This is a genomic window from Collinsella sp. OM07-12 (assembly GCF_003438275.1).
Taxonomy (GTDB): domain Bacteria; phylum Actinomycetota; class Coriobacteriia; order Coriobacteriales; family Coriobacteriaceae; genus Collinsella.
On the sequence record NZ_QSTQ01000004.1, the window covers coordinates 48,114 to 67,334 of the forward strand.

17 protein-coding genes are annotated in these 19,221 nt (G+C 58.5%); 8 read left to right on the forward strand and 9 right to left on the reverse strand.

All coding sequences use genetic code 11. The features are described from left to right. Positions 1 to 45 precede the first annotated feature (45 nt). Positions 46 to 936, reverse strand: a complete 891-nt coding sequence (locus DXB98_RS02220) for a DegV family protein (protein WP_117742998.1) — start codon at positions 934 to 936, stop codon at positions 46 to 48. 318 nt (positions 937 to 1,254) lie between these two features. Between DXB98_RS02220 and DXB98_RS02225 the strand changes: the two genes are divergently transcribed. The 3 genes from DXB98_RS02225 (at position 1,255) to DXB98_RS02235 (ending at position 4,271) form a co-directional block, all read left to right on the forward strand. Beyond that, positions 1,255 to 3,171 (forward strand): fructose-1,6-bisphosphatase, encoded by a 1,917-nt coding sequence (locus DXB98_RS02225; RefSeq protein ID WP_117742999.1) that lies wholly within the window; start codon positions 1,255 to 1,257, stop codon positions 3,169 to 3,171. A 78-nt stretch (positions 3,172 to 3,249) separates the two neighbouring features. Further along, on the forward strand, positions 3,250 to 3,645 hold the full coding sequence (locus DXB98_RS02230; protein WP_117734464.1) for a GtrA family protein: 396 nt from the start codon (positions 3,250 to 3,252) through the stop codon (positions 3,643 to 3,645). A gap of 218 nt (positions 3,646 to 3,863) precedes the next feature. Further along, complete coding sequence (locus DXB98_RS02235; RefSeq protein ID WP_022095123.1) at positions 3,864 to 4,271, forward strand: GtrA family protein; 408 nt, start codon at positions 3,864 to 3,866, stop codon at positions 4,269 to 4,271. A gap of 159 nt (positions 4,272 to 4,430) precedes the next feature. Here the strand turns inward: DXB98_RS02235 and DXB98_RS02240 are convergent, their stop codons facing one another. From DXB98_RS02240 to DXB98_RS02270, 7 genes are all read right to left on the reverse strand, one after another. Further along, positions 4,431 to 5,339, reverse strand: a complete 909-nt coding sequence (locus tag DXB98_RS02240) for a DUF4430 domain-containing protein (protein WP_233505063.1) — start codon at positions 5,337 to 5,339, stop codon at positions 4,431 to 4,433. A 9-nt stretch (positions 5,340 to 5,348) separates the two neighbouring features. Further along, positions 5,349 to 9,122 (reverse strand): DUF4430 domain-containing protein, encoded by a 3,774-nt coding sequence (locus tag DXB98_RS02245; RefSeq protein WP_158553128.1) that lies wholly within the window; start codon positions 9,120 to 9,122, stop codon positions 5,349 to 5,351. Positions 9,123 to 9,553: 431 nt separating this feature from the next. After that, positions 9,554 to 11,317, reverse strand: a complete 1,764-nt coding sequence (locus DXB98_RS02250) for an AarF/ABC1/UbiB kinase family protein (RefSeq protein ID WP_117743001.1) — start codon at positions 11,315 to 11,317, stop codon at positions 9,554 to 9,556. A gap of 8 nt (positions 11,318 to 11,325) precedes the next feature. Further along, the gene (locus DXB98_RS02255; RefSeq protein WP_055250902.1) at positions 11,326 to 11,742 is read right to left on the reverse strand and encodes a hypothetical protein; all 417 of its coding nucleotides are present in this window, start codon (positions 11,740 to 11,742) and stop codon (positions 11,326 to 11,328) included. A 99-nt stretch (positions 11,743 to 11,841) separates the two neighbouring features. Further along, complete coding sequence (locus DXB98_RS02260; protein ID WP_117743002.1) at positions 11,842 to 13,365, reverse strand: C69 family dipeptidase; 1,524 nt, start codon at positions 13,363 to 13,365, stop codon at positions 11,842 to 11,844. Between the two features lie 355 nt (positions 13,366 to 13,720). Next, positions 13,721 to 14,575, reverse strand: coding sequence for a bifunctional 5,10-methylenetetrahydrofolate dehydrogenase/5,10-methenyltetrahydrofolate cyclohydrolase (locus DXB98_RS02265; RefSeq protein ID WP_117743003.1), 855 nt, complete (start codon positions 14,573 to 14,575; stop codon positions 13,721 to 13,723). Positions 14,576 to 14,577: 2 nt separating this feature from the next. Further along, the gene (locus DXB98_RS02270; RefSeq protein ID WP_117743004.1) at positions 14,578 to 15,210 is read right to left on the reverse strand and encodes a cyclodeaminase/cyclohydrolase family protein; all 633 of its coding nucleotides are present in this window, start codon (positions 15,208 to 15,210) and stop codon (positions 14,578 to 14,580) included. 375 nt (positions 15,211 to 15,585) lie between these two features. On the opposite strand from DXB98_RS02270, the gene DXB98_RS02275 reads away from it, so the two are divergent. Both DXB98_RS02275 and DXB98_RS02280 read left to right on the forward strand, forming a co-directional pair. Further along, positions 15,586 to 16,191, forward strand: a complete 606-nt coding sequence (locus DXB98_RS02275) for a hypothetical protein (protein ID WP_117743005.1) — start codon at positions 15,586 to 15,588, stop codon at positions 16,189 to 16,191. Between the two features lie 225 nt (positions 16,192 to 16,416). Continuing rightward, a complete protein-coding gene (locus DXB98_RS02280) occupies positions 16,417 to 17,010 on the forward strand; it encodes a hypothetical protein (RefSeq protein WP_117743006.1) in 594 nt (197 codons plus the stop codon). A 94-nt stretch (positions 17,011 to 17,104) separates the two neighbouring features. Here DXB98_RS02280 and DXB98_RS02285 read toward each other — a convergent pair whose 3' ends face one another. Then, positions 17,105 to 17,374 (reverse strand): hypothetical protein, encoded by a 270-nt coding sequence (locus DXB98_RS02285; RefSeq protein ID WP_117743007.1) that lies wholly within the window; start codon positions 17,372 to 17,374, stop codon positions 17,105 to 17,107. 243 nt (positions 17,375 to 17,617) lie between these two features. On the opposite strand from DXB98_RS02285, the gene DXB98_RS02290 reads away from it, so the two are divergent. From DXB98_RS02290 to DXB98_RS02300, 3 genes are all read left to right on the forward strand, one after another. Continuing rightward, on the forward strand, positions 17,618 to 17,788 hold the full coding sequence (locus DXB98_RS02290) for a type II toxin-antitoxin system HicA family toxin (RefSeq protein ID WP_117734454.1): 171 nt from the start codon (positions 17,618 to 17,620) through the stop codon (positions 17,786 to 17,788). Between the two features lie 45 nt (positions 17,789 to 17,833). Then, on the forward strand, positions 17,834 to 18,286 hold the full coding sequence (locus DXB98_RS02295; RefSeq protein ID WP_117743008.1) for a helix-turn-helix domain-containing protein: 453 nt from the start codon (positions 17,834 to 17,836) through the stop codon (positions 18,284 to 18,286). A gap of 139 nt (positions 18,287 to 18,425) precedes the next feature. Then, the gene (locus tag DXB98_RS02300) at positions 18,426 to 19,214 is read left to right on the forward strand and encodes an ADP-ribosylglycohydrolase family protein (protein WP_117743009.1); all 789 of its coding nucleotides are present in this window, start codon (positions 18,426 to 18,428) and stop codon (positions 19,212 to 19,214) included. Positions 19,215 to 19,221: the final 7 nt, after the last annotated feature.

The window sequence follows — 19,221 nt, forward strand, 5'->3', positions numbered from 1 at the left end:
GGCCGTTTTCGTTTGAGCAATCATGCGGCGACGTGATGGGGCAAATTAATCCACGCGCTTGTCGCCCATAAAGAAGAGCGCCACCGTACCAGGTCCGGTGTGCGAACCAATCAGAGCACCGATATTGTTGATCTCAATCTTGCCTTTGAGCTGCGGAACCTGCTCCTCAATCAGCGCCGCAACTGCCTCGGCATCCTCTCGGCACGCCGAGTGCGACATGATGCACTTACCCGAATAATCCGCACCGTCCTGCACGTGTGCCAACATGGTCTTAGCCATCTCGGAAATCGCGCGCTTCTTAGTGCGTATCTTTTCACGTGGCGACAGCCTACCTTCGCAATCGACCGTCATAAGTGGGCAAATCTTAAGCGCCGTGCCGATGATCGCGCTCGCAGCCGAAATGCGACCGCCGCGCAGGTAGCTCGACAGATCGGTCGAGAAGAACCAGTGGTGCAGGTTGAGCTTGTGCTCCTCGATCCAGGCAGCCGTCTCATCGAGTGAAGCCCCGCTATCGCGCACGTCGGCGGCATATTCCAGCAACAGGCCAAAGCCCGAAGACGCCGCCAGCGAATCGATGACGCGCACCTTGCCGCCCTGAGGATAGCGATCCGCGAGCATCTGTGCCGCAACGCAGGCCGATCCATACGTGCCCGAAATACCCGACGACAACGTCAGGTGCAGCACGTCTTTACCCTCGGCAACAATCGGCTCCCAAAACTCCTCATACTCACCCACGCTCACCTGAGACGTCTTGGGCATGGCACCCGCGGCAATCTGGGCAAAAAACTCGTCCGGCGTAATTGACTGATACAGATCGTCCGTATAGACAACATCGTCGATCTCGTAATGAAAACACACGACAGGGATATTGCGCGACGCAAAGAACTCCCGAGTTCGGTCGGCGGCAGATTCACAGGTCAGGACAAAATCACTCATATGAGGCTCCTTACTCATTGCTGCGCAAATTATCGCACAGTGAGCCTACATACGGTACATATGTTCACTATTTACCAAATAGAGCCAGAGGTAGTGAACATCTTTACCGTCATCATCTCTATCGACCCCAGCGGCATGCGTCTGTAAAAAAGACCCTACGTCTCCACCCAACCGCCATATCTACCTCAACTAAATCGATTTATCAAACCGTTCGGCCAACAATTCGGCCGCCTATCCCCAATCGAAACAAAAGCGGCGCATACTGATAAACATTTGACGCTGTTTATCAGTTTTACCAACCACATCGGAAGGTGTTTCATGGTCGCATTCGATCGCAATCCGCAAGACTTTAAGTATCTGCGCCTGCTGTCGAGACAGTTCCCCACCGAGCAATCCGCGTTCACCGAGATCATCAACCTCTCGGCCATCCTCAACCTACCCAAGGGCACCGAACATTTTATGAGCGACGTGCACGGCGAGTACGAAGCCTTTATGCACATCCTCAACAACTGCTCGGGCGTCGTGCGCGAGCATGTCGACGAGATCTTTGGCGAAACGCTCTCCTTTGACGAAAAGGGTGAGCTGTGCACGCTCATCTACTACCCGCGCGAGAAGATCAAGCTGGTCCGCAGCCAGCACGAGGATTCCCCCACCTGGTACAAGACAATGCTCGACCAGCTCATTATGGTCGCTCGCTCGCTTTCGAGCCGCTATACGCGCTCCAAGGTGCGTAAGGCCATCCCACGCGATTACGCCTATATCATCGACGAGCTGCTGCACACGCATCCGGACGAGAACAACTATCGCGTGCGCTATCACGAGCGCATCGTGGAGTCCATTCTGGAGACCGCCAGCGCCGACGACTTTATCGAGTCGCTTGCCTCGCTCATCAAGCGCCTGGCCGTCGACCACCTGCACCTGGTGGGCGACATCTTCGACCGTGGCGGCGGCGCAGCCAAGATTATGGACCGCCTGCTCACCTACCATTCAATCGACATCCAGTGGGGCAACCACGACTTGCTGTGGATGGGCGCCGCTGCCGGCGAGCCCGCCTGTATCGCCACGGTGCTGCGAAACAACCTACGCTACGACAACTACGAGATCCTGGAGAACGACTACGGTATCTCGCTGCGCGAGCTTGTCGCCTTCGCCGACGCTACCTATACCTCCGGCGAGCCCATCAGCCCGCTGATCAAAGCCATCAACGTCCTGCTTTTTAAGCTCGAGGGCCAGATTATCCAGCGCCACCCCGAGTTTGATATGGTCGACCGCCTGCTGCTCGACAAGATCGATCACGACACCGGCACGGTCACGCTCGCCGACGGCAGCGTGTGGCAGCTCACGACCAATGACTTCCCCACCGTCGACCCGGCGGACCCCTATTCGCTCACGCCCCAAGAGCAGCACATCATCGACAAGCTCGTGTCCGAGTTTGTCACCGCCGATCACCTGCATCGCCATATCGATTTCCTCTATTCCCACGGCTCGATGTACAAGGTCGCCAACGGCAACCTGCTGTTCCACGGCTGCGTGCCGCTCAACGAAGACGGCACCTTTAGCAGCATGAACTGCCTGGGTGCCTGGCACGCCGGCCGCGATTACTTCGACTTTTGCGATTACATTGTACGCCGCGCCTGGCGCGTGGGCGACCGCGATGCTCTCGACTGGATGTGGTACCTGTGGATTGGCTTTAATTCGCCCGCCAGCGGACGCCTGGTGCGTACCTTTGAGCGCGCCTATATCGCCGATAAGAGCACCTGGGTCGAGCCGATGGACCCGTACTTTACGCTTACCAAGTCGCCCTCGGTCTGCGACGACATCATGCGCGAGTTTGGTGTCGCGCCCATGGCATGTTCGCCGACCGGTCACATCATCAACGGGCACACCCCGGTCAAGACCACCAAGGGCGAGCAGCCCATCCGCGCCAACGGCAAGCTGCTGGTCATCGACGGCGGTTTCTGTCGCGCCTACCATCCCAAAACGGGCATCGCCGGCTACACGCTCATCTCGAGCTCGCGAGGATGCCGCCTCAAGTCGCACCAGGCCTTTACCACCGTTGCCGAGGCGCTCACCCGCAACATCGATATCGAAAGCGAGACCAACCGCTTTGACGAGGCCGACCGTCGCCGCATGGTGAGCGACACCGATACCGGCGCCAAGATCCGCAGCCAGATCCAGGACCTACGCCAACTGCTCGATGCATATAGAAACGGTGCTATCGAGAAGCGCGCCTAGCCCCGCTTGCGGGGATTGGCTAAACTTGCTGAGTTTGTCATCCCCGCGGCGCAGCGGCGCCACCCTAAGGCAGGTACCATGCAAAAGCTCCTTGCGCAGATCATGAAGTTTGGCGTCGTCGGCGTCATTGCCACCGTCATCGACTTTGGCATCATGAATCTGCTCCACTACGGTCTGGGCCTTAACATCCTGATCGCCAACACCAGCGGCTTTATCGTCTCGCTCATCTTTAACTACGTTGCGAGCATGAAGTACGTGTTTGCACACAAGGAGGGCATGAGCCGCCGCCGCGAGTTCATCATCTTTGTCGTGCTGTCCGTTATTGGCCTGGCGCTCAACGACGGCATGGTGCTGGCCCTCAACGCCGGTCTGGGCCTCGAGGCCAATATCGCCAAGATTTGCGCTACCGCACTGGTCATGGTCTACAACTTTGTAACGCGCAAGATCTTCCTGGAGGGCGAGGAGACAAAATAGCTCCACACCCCTGCAGCATTACGGCGCCCACGGACAACGCGCACTCAGCGCAGTATCGTCCGTGGGTGCCGCTCGTTTACGGGCAATTTTTCAACGTTTGCGGATTAGCTCTTGAAAATTTGGCGAGTTCGTATAGTTCTTGGCAAAGACCTTACGTTTCCCTTGCAAAAGCTCTAAAGTATCCCTGCTCGATTCATCAACGCATTGGATGTGATTACGTGCGCAAGGCGCTGGCACAACCTCATACCAAGCAGTTCCTCAAGTTCGCTGTCGTGGGTCTTATCTCCTTTGGCATCGACTGGGGTATGCTCATTGCGCTCGTCGAGCTTTTCCACCTCGACTTTTTGATGAGCACCACGGTTTCGTTCATCACGTCCGTCGTGGTCAACTACTGGCTCAGCATGAAGTACGTGTTCGACCATCGCGAGGGCATGAGCCGCAAGCGCGAGTTCACGATCTTCACCATCCTGTCGGTGATCGGTTTGGGTCTCAACGACCTGTACATGTTTGTGGGCGTCACGTTTTTGAGCATCGGCTACCAGGCTATGAAGGCCATCGCAACGTTCCTCGTCACCTGGTACAACTACTTCAGTCGCCGCTTCTTTCTCGAGGGCGCACGGTCGTAGTCGATTCACTATTTGCTTGAATGTATAACCGGTTGGAATTCCTATTCCAACCGGTTTTTTATTTGTCGAGGTCCCCGGCAACCCAGTCCAATTCGCATGAAAAACGGGCGGCCCGGATGTTTGTCCGAACCGCCCGTCTGGCGCGCTATGTCGAGGCCCCTAGCCTGTTACGTAATACCAAACCACGTTGTCACCGTTGGAGAGAACGTAGTTGCTGCAGGCCGTCATAGGCGTTGCACCGTTGACGGAGTACATCCAGCCGCTCGTACCGCCGTACTGTTTCTCGGCCAGACCACCAATCGCGGAGACATACGTGCCGTACGACGAGCCATGTGCGTTGACAGAAAGGCCCAGCGCGCACAGGGCATCGTAGACGGTAGCGCCCTCGTTAAAGGTGAAGGTGCCACCAGAAGACACAGGATTGCCCACGGCGCTTGATGTGACCGAAACCGTCACCGTGACGTAGCCAGACTCCTGCGAGCCGCCCTGTCCGCCCGAGGGAGCGCTTCCGCCATTAGAGCTGGAGGCTCCATCAGACGACTGGCCGCCGCCCGAAGAAGCACCGCCAGACACATTGGAAGTATCGCCGGCTCCCGTATTCTGGGCAGCGGATTTATCTCCAGACTTCTTGCCGTCCTGACCATCGGACTTCTTGCTATCCGAGCTTTTATCCGATTCCTTGTTTGAAGACTCGGAATCGTCCTTGGACTTGGACCCATCAGAGTCCTTGGACTCATCTTTTGCGTCATTCGATGACTTGGAATCCTTGGAACTGGCCTCGACCGAAGTCGTAGTCGAGCCAGACGCCTTGGTGTCCTTGGTGACAACGCTCTCCCCCGTCACGGTCTGAATGATCCAGTCGATAGACCAGGCACCGCTTGTGGAAGGATGGACGAAACCCAGCGAGACGACGATCAGAATGGCGCACGCGGCAGTCAGAACGCCGAGGAGCGCCTTGCGGCGAGGGGCGGACGCCGCCGAAGCGGCGCCCTTTTGCTTTGCATCGTCGAACTGAATGAACGAGGAATCTGGTTGCTTGGGGTCAGCGTCCTTGGATTTATTGGACACAGCCCTCACCTACCGACGTTTGGTGAACACGAACACGCCGACGATGGCGAGACCGATGACGCCGGCGGCAACGCCAACAATGGCAAGCGGGTTGGTGCCAGCCTCCCGCTCAGAAGCACCAGAGGACTTCTTAGCAGTGGTCGTGGAAGCAGCACCCGTATCGGACTTGGAATCGGACTTCTTGTCGGACTTGTTGTTCTTCTTGTCAGACTTCTTCTCGTCCTTCTTATCGGACTTATCGGAGTCCTTCTTGTCGGACTTGCTGTCCTTGGTCTCGGTCTTGGTCGACACCGTCGTCTTGGTCGCCGGCTTATGACCCGGGGCGATAGCGCCGTCCTTCGAGCCGGAGCCAGAACCCGCGCCAGCGCCAGCGCCGGAACCAGTACCGGTACCAGAACCGCTGCCGCCATTGGAACCAGCGCCGCCATTACCGCCAGGGTTGGTGGCATTCTTGGTCCACTTGGCATACAGCGTCAGGTCGGCCGTCACCGGCGTGCTAAAGTCATACGCCTGCATACAAGCCTCATCGGCATACCAACCGCCGAAAGTGTAGCCGTCGCGCGTCGGATCGGCCGGCTTGACCAGCTTGCCGTCGGCCGTAGCAACAAACTTAGTATCGCAAACAGACCCGCCGTTGGAATTAAAGGCAACCGTCCAAGACTCGACAGCTCCAAGTTTAAACAACGTGCCCGAATCATTGATGTAGTACAGGTTGCCAGATGCATCGGCAATGACCGGAGAGTCGCAGTGCTGGTAATGGCCAGCCGCATCATAAATCTGCGTCGCCTCTGCATCGCCGAGCGTATAGCGATACACGCCACCACCAGCAGAGTAGTTGACGTAATCCTTGCTATCCGCGCTGTTAACAGTGAAGTACACATAGGTCTTGCCGCCCCGAACGCTCACCAGCGGAGTAGCAGCAATACCGTTGAGGCCAGCCGGCAGCGCCTTGCCGTCGGCAGCAGCGACCATCGTGGTCTTATCCGTCTTCAGGTTATAGAGAACCAGAGCAGAGCCAGTAGCCGTCTGTCCGCCGACAATCAGATTGTCACCAGACACCGCAGGGGCGCTCAGATTATTCGTAAGGCCCAGATCAACCGTATTCTGTTCACTCAGCACGCCCTTCGCCGAAAGCGAAATCACATGGAGCTTTCCGTCGTGCGTCATCTGATAGAAGGTCGAACCATTGGACGGATCGGCAATGCAATCGGCATTTGCGACAGCGCCGAGCTTCATGGTCGAAACGACATCGCCCGTCGTCTTATCAATGCACTTAAGCGTACCCGCGCTCGTAGGAACGATGGCATACTTATCCGTCAAAGCCGCACCAGTCCAGTAATAGCCCTCGGCAGGGTCGATGTTCTGCCAAGAAACTTCGCCCGTGGCAATCTTAATGCGCGCAAAGGAGCCATTGCCGTAGGTCGCGTTGTAATTCTCGTCATACGAAATATCGACCGAGCCTACATAGACGTACTCGCCGTCCGAAACGACGGTGCAGGAGCTCTGCGTCAGGTCCGTCAAACCAGGCGTCAGCCACTTGCAGATCAGCTTGTCTGCAGTAATCGCCTGGATCGCACCGCCGTTGAGCGGAACGATGATAAGGCCATTGGTATAGATCGGACGAGAGGTATAGCTCACCTTGGAGGCAAGCGGCGCAGAGGCAACCTTTTTGCCCGTGGACGAATCGATCTTAATGAGCTCGTTCTCGGTCGCGATGTACACAAAACCATTGGCAATAACGGGCTCGCTGCAGTTGGAATACTGCTGGCCAGACTCGGCCTTCCAATCGAAGGCCCACTTAAGACCGGCGGCCTGCGCAGGCGTCTTGGCATCCGTTACGGTCGAACCGTTGCCGCTGTTGCCGTAGCCGGCCCACTCGGCATCCCAATCAGGAGTCGTCGCATTCGGATCCACGACAATCTTGTCGGGATCGGGCATGGGCGAATCGTCGGTGGTATAGGCAAGCGTAACCTTATCGCCGCTCTTGAGCGTAATCTGGTTGGCGCAGAGTAAGGAGGACTCTCCATTGATATACAGGTGCCAGTATTTTTTGGTCGCAGCATCCCAGGCATACGGCTTGTGATCGAACGGCGAGTTGATGGAATTGAGGAACCAGTACTCACCACTCTGGGAGCCGTTGTACGTAACGCCCTTGGCCTTCAGAACCGTCTCAATAAGGTTCTGGGCAGTAGAGCCTTCGGGCAAAGAAACATTGCTTGCCGAGCCCCAGCGAGTATTGTTGCCGTTGACATCGGGGCCGATAACATCGACAGACCCAAGAACCTGACCGGGAAGGGCATCGGCGTCAGCACCATACATAAAGGTGACGGCGTCACCCTCTTGGAGCTCGTAGGCACCAGCGCCAACGTTCTTGAACTCGCCATTTACGTAGAAGTGCCAATAGCTATTGGTTGCAGCATCCCCGACATAGGGCTTACCGTCGACGTCGAACGGCGAATAAATGCCGTTGAGGAACCAGCCCCAAGACGATTCGCTAGAATCGAGCCTAAGGCCGGTCTGCTCCAGCAGATCCTTGGCAGTAGAGCCCGCCTTGAGACTCATCTGACCCGTCGAAGCCCAAACCTGCTGCTTGCCGTCCTTGTCCTTACCGAGGACCTGAACGGAAGCATGGACGGAATCGGAGGGCAACTGGTCGCCCCAGCCACCGTAGAACCACGTGACGGTATCGCCGGCATGGATGGTGACATTGTCTGCCGTGTAGTCGCTCGACTTGCCGTTGATAAACAGCTGCCAATAGGTCGAATAATCGAGCGGCGTACCCAGCTCAACACCGTTGTTCTTAAGGCTCAGAATGAAGGAGCCCGCAGCAACGGCGTCAATATCATTCGCCTCAAGCGCGACCTTCGTAAGGTCAAGTGCGCTCGAGCCGGACGTCACCACATACTGCGCATTATCGACCCAAGTCTGAGTCTTGCCCTGGGCATCGCGACCAATGACGGTCACATTTGCGGCAACCTGGTCCTTAACGACAGGGGACGAGCTACCAGCCGTATAGGCAAACTCAATCTTCTGCCCCTGGGTGAGCTTGACGCCGCTCGCGCCAACCGAGGAAGACGCGCCGTCGACAAACAGCTGCCAGTAGGCATAAGTCGCCGGATCGAAGGCAAGCGTGCGGCCATCGCTCGGGGACGTGATGCTTTCGAGGTAGAAACCGTATGCCGTGTTCGGATCGTATTTCGCCTTGAAGCCCACCTTCTGCTGCAGCTTAACGAAGGCGTCCGCAGCCGTCGAGCCCTCGTCGAGCTTAAGCTGCGTAGGTGCCACCCAGGTCTGAGCCTTGCCGTCGGCATCGGTGCCGATAATCGAGAACGAGACCTCGACTTGCTTCTTGGCGACATCGCCGGTTTCTGTCGGGTTCTCTGTTTGAACGGCAGCCGCGGCGGCAGATCCTGCTTGGCCAGCGGATGCCGTCGAAGACTGCTCGCTCGAGGCAGGGCTCTCCCCCGTCGCCGAGCCTTCGTCGCCAGTTGCTGCCCCTGTTGTAGCGGCACTAGCTGCAGGCGCGCTCCCGGAATCCGAAACCTCGGCGCCGCTCTGCTCAGCGGCACCGCCCGCAAGCGCTGCGTCCTCGCCCGGCGTCGTAGCCTGAGCCACAGCCTCGGCAATGCCCTCGGCGCCCTCGGCCCACAGCTGAGCCGGCGTGGTGCCAAAGACCATCGCGAAGGCCAGGAATGCCACCAGGCCGCGCTTGGCTACACCGCGTGCAAGCGCGCCACGGCGATGCAACGAGGCGCGCTCGCGCTCGTCCTCAAACATATCCATTTGTCCCCCATTGTCTGTACTTGAAGCGTTGCCTTGAGGCTGCCCCACGTCGTCGCGCATGTTGCGCTCGAGTTCCCCCATCGGGGTCCCCTTTCCTTCCAGAGCCCTATGCACACCGGCGGCATACGCCGCAGCCGCATGCAAGATGGGAGGCGATCCGACTTAACCTTAACGGCTCAGGCGCGCCGTCCGATCTGCGACGCGAACATCCCGAGCCAAGAGGAATTACGGTTACTGGTACAGCCGGGGACTTGCACCCCGATTCTCCCAAACGCGCAGGAAAACCGCGCGTTCGTGCGTCTCCGCACCACCATCTAGGCCATCTATTATTATCGTCAATATGGTATCACGCAAAAGGGCCTCGCACGCAGGCGAAGCCCAAGGTAAAAGCTATTGTTTGCGATAGGAAAATGCGGTGACAGTCGCAGCCTCTAGTGCTTGCCGCCGTGACTGTTGAGCCAGATATTGCGGCCCAGCATAAGCGCCAGCACCAGCGCGCTCACGTAACCCAAAAAGCCAATGACCGGGATACCAAACACAACCGGCTCGATGCGCGCGTAGTACACCACCGACGAACCGATAAACAGGCCGGCAATCACAATTGCCATCGACATGCGGTCGATAATTCCGCCCAGCTGTCGCAGTGCCTTATCGCTGCTCATGATCTGCGTGTTCACCTTAAGCTGGCCGCGCGTAAGCATGCGCGAAGCCAGCCCCAGGTACTCAGCCGCCTCGAGTGAGCCCTTCGCCGCGCGATAGCTGCTCGCGGCAAGATCGCGCCCCATGTCGCGCACGCGCGCATAGGTGCTTGTCTCGTTTTTAATGTGGGTTTGGATGATCTGGATCATGTTGACGTTGGGCATGTACTCGGTCAGCAAACCCTCGAGCGTCACCATGCCGCGCGCGAACATCGTCACCACGCTCGGCAGCTCAACGTCATTCTTACGCGCGAGGTTTAACAGCGAGGTCAAAAACTCGCCGATATCCAAATCCTTCAGGTCAAGGCCCGCAAAGTCAGCCACGATAAAGTCAAGATCGGACAAAAACGCTGAATGATCGAGCTCGGCCGAATCGCCACGCGTCACGGCAAAGCGCATGAGCGAATCCTTGAGCTTGGGCACGTCGCCCTCGGCCACGGCGAAAATCATGTCCTTTACGATACCGCGATCGTGGCTCGACATGCGTCCGACCATGCCCAAGTCGATAAAGTAAACGATGCCGTCCTTGAGGATGATGTTTCCCGCATGCGGGTCGGCATGGAAAAAGCCGTCATCGAGCACCTGCGTCGAGTAGTCCTCGACGATTGCGGCACCGATCTTTTCCAAGTCATAGCCCTCGGCCACCAAGCGTTCAGGATCGGCGATCGAAATGCCGTCGACGTAGTCCATAACCACCACGTGCTCGGTGCACAGGTCCAGATAGGATTTAGGGCACGTCACGCCATGAACGCTCTTATGGAACTCGTAGAAGTCGTTGAGGTTTTTTGCCTCGGCCAAAAAGTTGGTCTCCTCGCGAAACGAGGTCCACAATTCCTCGACCACGCCGTGCAGGTCCACAAACTGATCGGTGTTGACGAACTTGGAAACGATACGCACCACCGAGCGGATGATATCGATGTCCTGTGCCATAACCTGCTGCGCACCTGGACGCTGAACCTTGACGGCCACGTCCTCGCCCGTCACCAGACGAGCGCGGTGCACCTGCGCGAGCGATGCGCTACCAAGCGGATTTGGGTCGATCGCATCGAACATCTCCCCCAGGCGCAGGCCGTATTCTTCTTCCAGACAACTGAGTACGACCTCGTACGGCACCGGCTCCACGTCAGAGCGCAGACGACGCAGCTCGTCGCAAAAGCGTTGCGGCAGAATCTCGGACCGGTTGGCCAGAATCTGCCCCATCTTAACGAACATGGGGCCGAGTTCCTCGAGCAGGCGGCGCAAACGAACCGGCGTGAGGTTATCCCACACGCGGTACTTTTTGACCAGGCGAACAATCTGCCCGATGCGCTCGCGGCGACCCGCCGGCGTGAGCTGGTATTCCTCATCCGGCGCCATCGCCTCGGGCTCCTCGGGGACCATATCGACAGCGCGCGGCTTCTTGCGAGCGCCCGAGACGGCGGCATCGACCTCATCGACAACCGCCGCCTCGTCACCCAAGGGATCTAGATTGTTGTAATCGGTGGTGGAATCTGCCATCTGCGCTGCTACTCGGCCTCTTCGGTATCCTTCGCATCGTCGGGCTCAACGGACTCGACGGGCACCGAGGTCACGTTGTCCTCGACCGAATCGACGATGTCGCGCACATGGGCCAGGAAGGCCGTGCGCTCGGGAGCGGTCATAACGCGGACGCGAGCCAGAATGAGCTCGTCGAGCACGCGCTGGGCCGCGGTCTCGCCCTGCATGCCCAGACGCTCGGTCAGGTCGGAGATGGTGCCGCCGGCCTGCTCGAACATGTCGGACACGCTGCGGGCGATATCGGGGGCGCCTGCGTCCTTGCGTACCTGCTCACCCTTGGTATTGAGGTCGTCGAGAACCTTCTTGCTGCCCTCGACGGCAACGGCGGCGGCGCCGAAGCCCACGTTAATGGCACCGTTAACAAGCTGATCGAGTTTCATAACCATGGTTGTCTCCAATCACAAACAACTGCATTGGCGTTCTTGTACCCAAGATTGAGTGAAAGCGACAAAGCGTTTTAGCGCTATTCGATCGACGGGAAATCCCTACCTCACGTTGTCGTTCATCGCGAAAGAGTTCTTCATGGCGCAGCTCGTGGTGTAGAGCACCTTGCCCAGCAGAGCATCGGTCTCCACCCGCACGCGCTCGGCAAACTCCTCGTTGGCGCGGGCGAGCTCGGCAGGCACTTCGGCCTCGGGCAGAACGGCTACGGCGGCGTCGACGTCATGGATCTGCTTGTGGCCCATGCCACCGACCTTCTCCTGATAGTCCTCCACGGCGCGGCCGCACTCATGGAAGCGAACGTCAGCCAGCGCGCCGATCAGGCGGTTGGCCCAGTAGAAGTTTTCGGACGTCACGCGAGCCTGTGTATCGGCATAGTACTCGGGCATGGTCTCGACATTGGCGTACAGCGGCACGAGCGCGTTAAACGAGTTAGAACCAAACGCCATCCACTGCACGGCGCGATACGCCGGCTGCGCATAGGGGCGCAGCTGCAGCACGGCGAGCTGGCTGTTGCGGTTGATGCCGATGGGGCGATAAGCGCCGCGCGTGGCGGGCGTACCCTTGCTGCCGTAGCAGTCGTACTCCGTGCCCTGGTAGTGGCTCGAAAGCACGTACTTGATGTCCTCGATGGTCACCTTGCGCTCGGGCACGCGGCTCCAGGGGATGTCATCGCTCTCGGGCGTGTAGTCGGCCTCGGGACCGTCCCACACATCGCTGGGGTTGAGGCAGCGCTGCATATACCAGGCGCGCGGCGTGTTGTAGACATGATCGCTGTCGCTGTGCGAGCCAAAGGCCTCGCGCGGGTTAAAGACCACAGCCGGACCATCGCCCTCAACGCCCAGCGTCAGGTCCAGATGCCACTCGGCCATCCAGGAGCGCAGGTCGGCAGAGCACATGTGGTTGACCTGGGCGCCCTCGGCGTCATCCAGGTCAAAGCTGTCGATACCCAGCTGATTGGGCATGGTCACATAGGCGTCATCAGGCACACGCTTGGCAATCCAGTGGTGGCCACCGATAGTCTCGAGCCACCAGATCTCGTCAACGTCACTAAAGGCAATGCCATTGTTCTCATAGGTGCCGTAGCGCTCGAGCAGCTCGCCCAGGATGCGCACGCCGTCGCGGGCAGACTTGGCGTACGGCAGCACCAGGGTCACCATATCCTCCTCGCCCAAGCCGCCGGGCTGTGCCGGAACATAGCCGTCCTCGCCCTCGTTGCCCTTGGCGGGCACGTAGTCCACGAGCGGATCGGCGCCGCGGACGCGCTCGTTGGTGGTGAGGGTCTCGGTTGCGGACATGCCAACATTGAGCTCGTTGAAGCCGGCCTCGGCCCAAATGCCGTGACCGGGGATAACGTCGGGGACGCTCGTGTAGCGCATGGGATTGTCGGGCAGCTCAACGGTCAGGTGGCTCAGGACACTCGTGTAGACACGCGGCTGCTCGTCGGGATGCACCACGCGCATGCGCTTGGGCTCAAACACCCCGTTGGACGAGTCCTCGTTGCGGGCAACCAGCGTCGACCCGTCGTAGCTCGCGTTCTTACCAACTAAAATCGTTGTGCACGGCATGCGCATCCTCCTTGAGCGAAGAAATCAAACGGTAACAGTGTATCGCTTCGGCGCAAAAAGGGCGAAACCGCGACCCCTCGAGACCCCTGTGGTCAAAAAATGCCAAATATGAGTACTGTCACCAATTTAGTAGCAGCAAATTTCCTTGTAATAGGTGCCGAAAATCCCCATTTGTCCAAAAGCAAGACAACGTTATTCCCCATAGGTTCAATAAATGGGCTCCCTAGCGAGAATGAATATCGCTAGGGAGCCCAAAAGACATAAAAACATATGTGACTATCTTGGCAACAGTACTCATATTTGGCATTTTTTGACCACGTGGTATATGGCTAACCCCTCAAACAGCCCAAAACGCCTATTTCGATGCACGCTCCGCCGCCTCGATCACGTGCTTGGCGAGAATCGCGGTGGTCACAGCCCCCACGCCGCCCGGCACGGGTGTGATGGCGTTAACAACCGGCTCCGCAGCATCAAAATCGACGTCGCCGACCAGCTTGCCGGCGGCCTCGTCCCAGTTGATGCCCACATCGATGATCGTCTGGCCCTCGCGAACCGCATCCGCGCCAATCGTACGCGCACGTCCAACCGCGGCAACAACAATGTCGGCAGAACGGCACTCGGCAGCCAAGTCGCGCGTATGCGTATGGCATATCGTCACCGTGGCATTGCGAGCCGTAAGCATGGCGGCAACGGGACGGCCAATCACCAGCGATCGACCGACGACCGCGACCTTGGTCCCATCCAGTTCCACGCCATAATGGTCCAGCAACGCCAGCACGGCCTCGGCCGTGCAAGGAGCAAAGCCCTCGCCTCGCCCCGAAAGCGTGGTAAGCAGCGAGGCCGGCGTCATGGAGTCAACATCCTTGACGGGATCGAGTGCCGCGGCAACTGCATCCTCGTCAAGTCCAACGGGCAACGGGCGAAACATCAGGCAGCCATGAACAGCAGGGTCGGCATTAATGCCCTCGATAGCAGCCATCAGCTCGTCCTGCGAAACATCGGCAGGAAGCAAAACGCGGCGGGCCTCAATGCCAACCTTCTCGCAGCGCTTGAGAGCACCGCGCTCGTAGGACAGGTCGTCCTCGCGCTCGCCCACGCGAACGATGGCGAGCGTCGGCACAACGCCGCGTTTACGCAGAACAGCACAACGAGCGGCAAGCTCCTCAGTCAACGCGCGGGCGACGGGAGCGCCCTTCAGCAGCTCGGCCATGGCTATCCCCTCTTCCTTGCGGCATCGGCAGCACGGCGCGCCAGCGCATCGGCACGCGGCAGCCACGTATCCAGCAGCTCATCGCACGCCGCCTCGAGCTCCTCGGCGCGCGCCCGGTCTTTCATAGACGTGGTATTGGCAAAAAGCGTCAGGCTCGCGCCCTGCATGGCGGCGCGGCAGAACACGGCACCGCACGCCACGTCTGACAGCAGCTGACGCGAGCCCTTGTCGGCCATGTCCTCGAGCAGTGCCAGCGCGCGTCCGCAGGCATCCATAATCCGATACGGTGGCATGGCCGCCACGCGCAACGCATCCTGAATCACCGCGGGTCGAGCCGGATCATCACGAGGAATACCGTATGCCGCGGACACCTGGCCGTATGCACGAACATCCTCGGCAACCAGACCCACAAGTTCCTGCGCCAACTCGTCTGCCTGGGCAAACGCGTGCGTCAGATCGTCCATGCGATCGGCAAGCGCGGGGTTCGTCGCGCCATAGCGAGCAACCATTCCGCAAAGCGAGGCGCCCAGCGCGCCCACAAAGGCGCTCGCACTGCCGCCGCCGGGCACCGGCTCGCGTGCGGCAAGCGCCTCGGCAAACTCTCGACAGGTTTTATCCATCATCTCTTGGCTCATGCGCACGCACCTTCAAGTCATATACATCGGTCGGGCGGCAACCGCCAACCAACCGCGTCGAACACGTAATGGTGCTAAGTCTAGCCCATAAGCACATGAGCGTCAGCGCACCTGGCCATCGCGGATTTCTATGACACACGATAGGCGGCAGCGACGCAAACATGAGACACATGGCCCACGTTTCGGGACTCTCGGACGGCGGCAACTGGGGCATACATATAGATAAGGAGCCCCATGCTGGGGCAACGCTCGCCACGGCGCCGGACAAAGAACGGAGGAATCACCGCACAGCAAATAAAGCCATCAGTGCATGCGCAACCGCCGATTGGCGAACCGCTGCACACGATGCCCCTAACAGACAAGGAGGACGCCACCATGAAGAAAAAGACCCTATCAATCCTTTCCCTTTGCATCGCCCTCTTTGCCGCATTTGCCCTTGTCGGCTGCGGCGGGAGCGCATCGGGCGGGGGCGGCAGCGCCGCCAAGAGCGAGAGCAAGGAAAAAGCCCCCGTTGCCAAGAAGACCGACTTTATCTGGTTTAAGGTCGAGATGCCCGAGGGCGTCGGCGTAAGCGACTCCGCCGGCAGGAATGCAGATAGGATTCAGCTCACCTTCCCCGAAGATGAGAACGCCTCGGGCGATCGCTTTATCCCCGTTTGGAAAAAAGCGCTGACAGCTGAGGAGTCCCACGCCGACCAGGCAGAAAAGAAGGGGGATACGTTCCAGTGGAAGGATGGCGGATCCGTCGAGTATAACGGCAGGACATGGCTCGTCGGAACGTACGAGGACAACAGTGGCATCTCAACACTCCTCTTTACCGACGTTGAACCGGGAAGCGTCTACGTCCTTATCTCAAACTTCGAACTGCACAAGAAAGAAGCCGAGGCACTCCTCAACTCCATCGAGTTCCCCGATGACATGGCGGAGGCGGTTTCCGAGGCACGCGAAGTCGAGATTTCGAGCATCGAGATCAAGCATTAGGGGCTCGCACGCAGCATCGCATGCGCAGTCATTACATGATCGGACGCCCAGCCGGGGGAGGATCGGATCAGCCGGTCCTCCCCTACTTATATCGCGACATATTGCCACTTGTCGGCGCAAATCCGGCCCCAAGAATGGGACATGTGGCCCACCCGAACGAGCCGCTCGCGCGTACAGTAAAGACAGGTAATCCATGGGCGGTTACAGACCGAGGAGGACACGACCATGAAAAAGAAGGCCTTTGCGATTCTCACCCTCTGCATCAGTCTCTTTGCCGCAGTTGCCCTGGCAGGCTGTGGTGGAAGCGGCGGCGCTGCCGGCAGCGGTGGGGGCGGCGGCGCAGAAAAGCCGGCCGTGGACATGAGGACCGACTTCATCTGGTTTAAGGTCGAGGTCCCCGAGGGCGTCGAGATCACCGACGTCGCAGGCGATACCGCCGACAGGGCCCAGTTTAAGTTCACCGAGAGCGAGCACGCCAGCGACCGCTTCATCCCTGTCTTCGACTCTGTCAAGAACGCCGACGAGCTGTTCGACTACGAGGCAAAGTGGAAGACCAACTTTGAGTGGACCGAGAATGACCCCGTCAAGTACAACGGTAAGACTTGGCGCAACGCTTCCTATACACACTCGGGCGGCGTGACGACTGAGTACTTCACCGAAGCAGGCGGCGGCAGCGTCTACGTGAGCATCGACAACGTCGAGGAGCACAAGGACGCCGTCGAGACTATGATGAAGTCTCTGGAATTTGCCGACGACATCGCCAAGGCAAAGACCGAGGCCATGGACGTCAAGCTCGAGGATATCGAGATCAAGCGCTAAAGCTCCAACGGCATGCAGCAGCGCCGTTTTAGCTCAGCCGGGATGCAAGGTGCGACTCCTTGCATCCCGGCTTTTTGTGTTCGAAAGCGCCCGGTCACATCACCATGTTCAACGCATTCACAAACTCCTGAGCTTGGAAGCGGCTGCTCGGGCTAAAGACACAAGCAGTCAACAACCTGTTGCGCAGGAAAACGTCGCGGCCCTTGACCCTGTTGACCCCCGTGATGTCCCTAAGATAGACAATCTCGGTGTGCTTGCCGCCGAGAACGCCCTTCTTAAGCACCTCAAGGCGATTCGGGTAGATCTTAACGTCTTTAAACCTACCCGAACCTTTGTCCTGGAATAGCAGCGTATTGTTGTCCATGCGCGTCACTCCCGTGGGGCTCGCTAAAACTGTCTCTATGGTCACATTTTAGTCACCGCAAACCCTTTTCGCGGTCGCGCACGGAGCACCAAATCGTGTCCGCACGAGCAAATAAACTAATACCGCAAGGACTATAAGCCGTTATCCAAGGATGGTGAAATAAAACAAGGGATTAGCAATGGCTAAGATTTAAGTCTAAAACCCTTAGTAAGTGCTAATATATAGTTATTGAAAGAGGCTGAGATGCAGAGACGCGAATTGATCCGTATCCTCGAAGAAGCCGGCTTCATCTCGAAAGGAGGCACCAATCACGAGAAGTTCGTCAAAGGCGACAAGCTCGTGCTCGTGAAACGCCATCGAGAGATCGAGGAGCAAATTGCCAAAAGAATCCTAAGGCAGGCAGGGCTTCGATAGCTCATCCTCATCACATTTCGCATCGCTTTTTAAAGGAGGTCTTACATGGTTTACGTATGGGAATTCGAGTTCTTTGATTCGGACGGCGTTGTCGACGCTGTGCCATGTGGCTCGCTGGGCGGAGGTGGAACGTTCGGATCCGACCTAAACGACGCTGTCGAAAGCGCCGCTGATTTTCTCGCATGCATGGTCGATGACCACCTAATGGGCGGCGTTGACCTGCCTGCGCCGGACTTTGGCCACGAGCCGCAGCACAGTGGCAAGATTATCGCCGTGGCCGTCAGTCGCGAACTCAACGATATCCCCGCCGTCACCGCAGCGGATGCCGCGCGCATACTTGGCGTTAGCTCGGCAAGAGTATCGCAACTGATAAATGCTGGACTGTTGGATTCATGGAAGGATGGCACCAAGCGCATGGTATCCAAAGCTTCCATCGAGGCACGACTCGCCGACGCTCCAAAGGCAGGACGCCCAAAAGAAATGCCTGTTGCCGTGTAAAGAGACGTCTAGGCATACCATTTTGGCATATTGACTATTGAGTTCTCTCGATTCGCGACGCACTGCGTCGCGAATCGAACTGAACATATTGCCGCAGGTAGCCGCGCATCCTCAATCCAAAGTACGAGAGGTGTTTCCCATGACAGACAGACCGAAAACAACGCTACGCGACTGTATTTACGGGCTTGCCGTCGGCGACGCGTTGGGCGTTCCCTACGAGTTCAGGCCCCGCGGCACGTTCGAATGCACGGACATGATCGGCTACGGCACGCATGGGCAGCCCGCCGGCACTTGGAGCGACGACACATCTATGACGCTTGCCACCTGCGACTCGATTAGGGAGCTCGGGCATATCGACACCGCAGACATGCGCGACAAGTTCGTAAGCTGGATTGCCCGTGGCGAGTATACGATTGACGGCGTTTTCGATTACGGTGGTACGACCGCCTGCGCCTTGCACGCCGGCAAAGGTGGCTCCGGCGAGCGCGACAATGGCAACGGATCGCTCATGCGCATCGCTCCCCTGGCGTTCACCGATGCGACGGACGAAGAGGTCAGAAAGGTCTCCGCGATTACGCACGCCCACAGAACGTCAACCGACGCATGCATCATATATGTCGAGCTGATGAGGGATGTGATGAACGACGTGCTCCCCTCGTGGGCACTCCATCTGAAAGGCGTGCCCGAGCACGAAATCAGGTCCGGCGGCTTCGTGCGCGACACGCTTAAAGCCGCTACCTGGTGCTTTGTCAACACCAACAGTTACGAAGATTGCGTGCTTGCCGCCGTCAACCTGGGCGACGACACCGACACCACCGCAGCCGTCGCCGGCGCCCTCGCCGGCACGGCCTACGGTCTCAAAACCATCCCACAGGAGTGGGTCGACGCCCTACGCGGAAAAGAGCTGATTGAGAGCTGCCTGTTTTAGGGCGCCA

Coding starts and splice junctions, on each gene's coding strand:
- DXB98_RS02220 (WP_117742998.1), bottom strand. CDS start 936: ATGAGTGATTTTGTCCTGACCTGTGAATCTGCCGCCGACCGAACTCGG.
- DXB98_RS02225 (WP_117742999.1), top strand. CDS start 1,255: ATGGTCGCATTCGATCGCAATCCGCAAGACTTTAAGTATCTGCGCCTG.
- DXB98_RS02255 (WP_055250902.1), bottom strand. CDS start 11,742: ATGGTTATGAAACTCGATCAGCTTGTTAACGGTGCCATTAACGTGGGC.
- DXB98_RS02265 (WP_117743003.1), bottom strand. CDS start 14,575: ATGGCCGAGCTGCTGAAGGGCGCTCCCGTCGCCCGCGCGTTGACTGAG.
- DXB98_RS02295 (WP_117743008.1), top strand. CDS start 17,834: ATGGTTTACGTATGGGAATTCGAGTTCTTTGATTCGGACGGCGTTGTC.
- DXB98_RS02280 (WP_117743006.1), top strand. CDS start 16,417: ATGAAAAAGAAGGCCTTTGCGATTCTCACCCTCTGCATCAGTCTCTTT.
- DXB98_RS02260 (WP_117743002.1), bottom strand. CDS start 13,365: ATGCCGTGCACAACGATTTTAGTTGGTAAGAACGCGAGCTACGACGGG.
- DXB98_RS02250 (WP_117743001.1), bottom strand. CDS start 11,317: ATGGCAGATTCCACCACCGATTACAACAATCTAGATCCCTTGGGTGAC.
- DXB98_RS02270 (WP_117743004.1), bottom strand. CDS start 15,210: ATGAGCCAAGAGATGATGGATAAAACCTGTCGAGAGTTTGCCGAGGCG.
- DXB98_RS02245 (WP_158553128.1), bottom strand. CDS start 9,122: ATGGATATGTTTGAGGACGAGCGCGAGCGCGCCTCGTTGCATCGCCGT.
- DXB98_RS02285 (WP_117743007.1), bottom strand. CDS start 17,374: ATGGACAACAATACGCTGCTATTCCAGGACAAAGGTTCGGGTAGGTTT.
- DXB98_RS02230 (WP_117734464.1), top strand. CDS start 3,250: ATGCAAAAGCTCCTTGCGCAGATCATGAAGTTTGGCGTCGTCGGCGTC.
- DXB98_RS02275 (WP_117743005.1), top strand. CDS start 15,586: ATGAAGAAAAAGACCCTATCAATCCTTTCCCTTTGCATCGCCCTCTTT.
- DXB98_RS02290 (WP_117734454.1), top strand. CDS start 17,618: ATGCAGAGACGCGAATTGATCCGTATCCTCGAAGAAGCCGGCTTCATC.
- DXB98_RS02300 (WP_117743009.1), top strand. CDS start 18,426: ATGACAGACAGACCGAAAACAACGCTACGCGACTGTATTTACGGGCTT.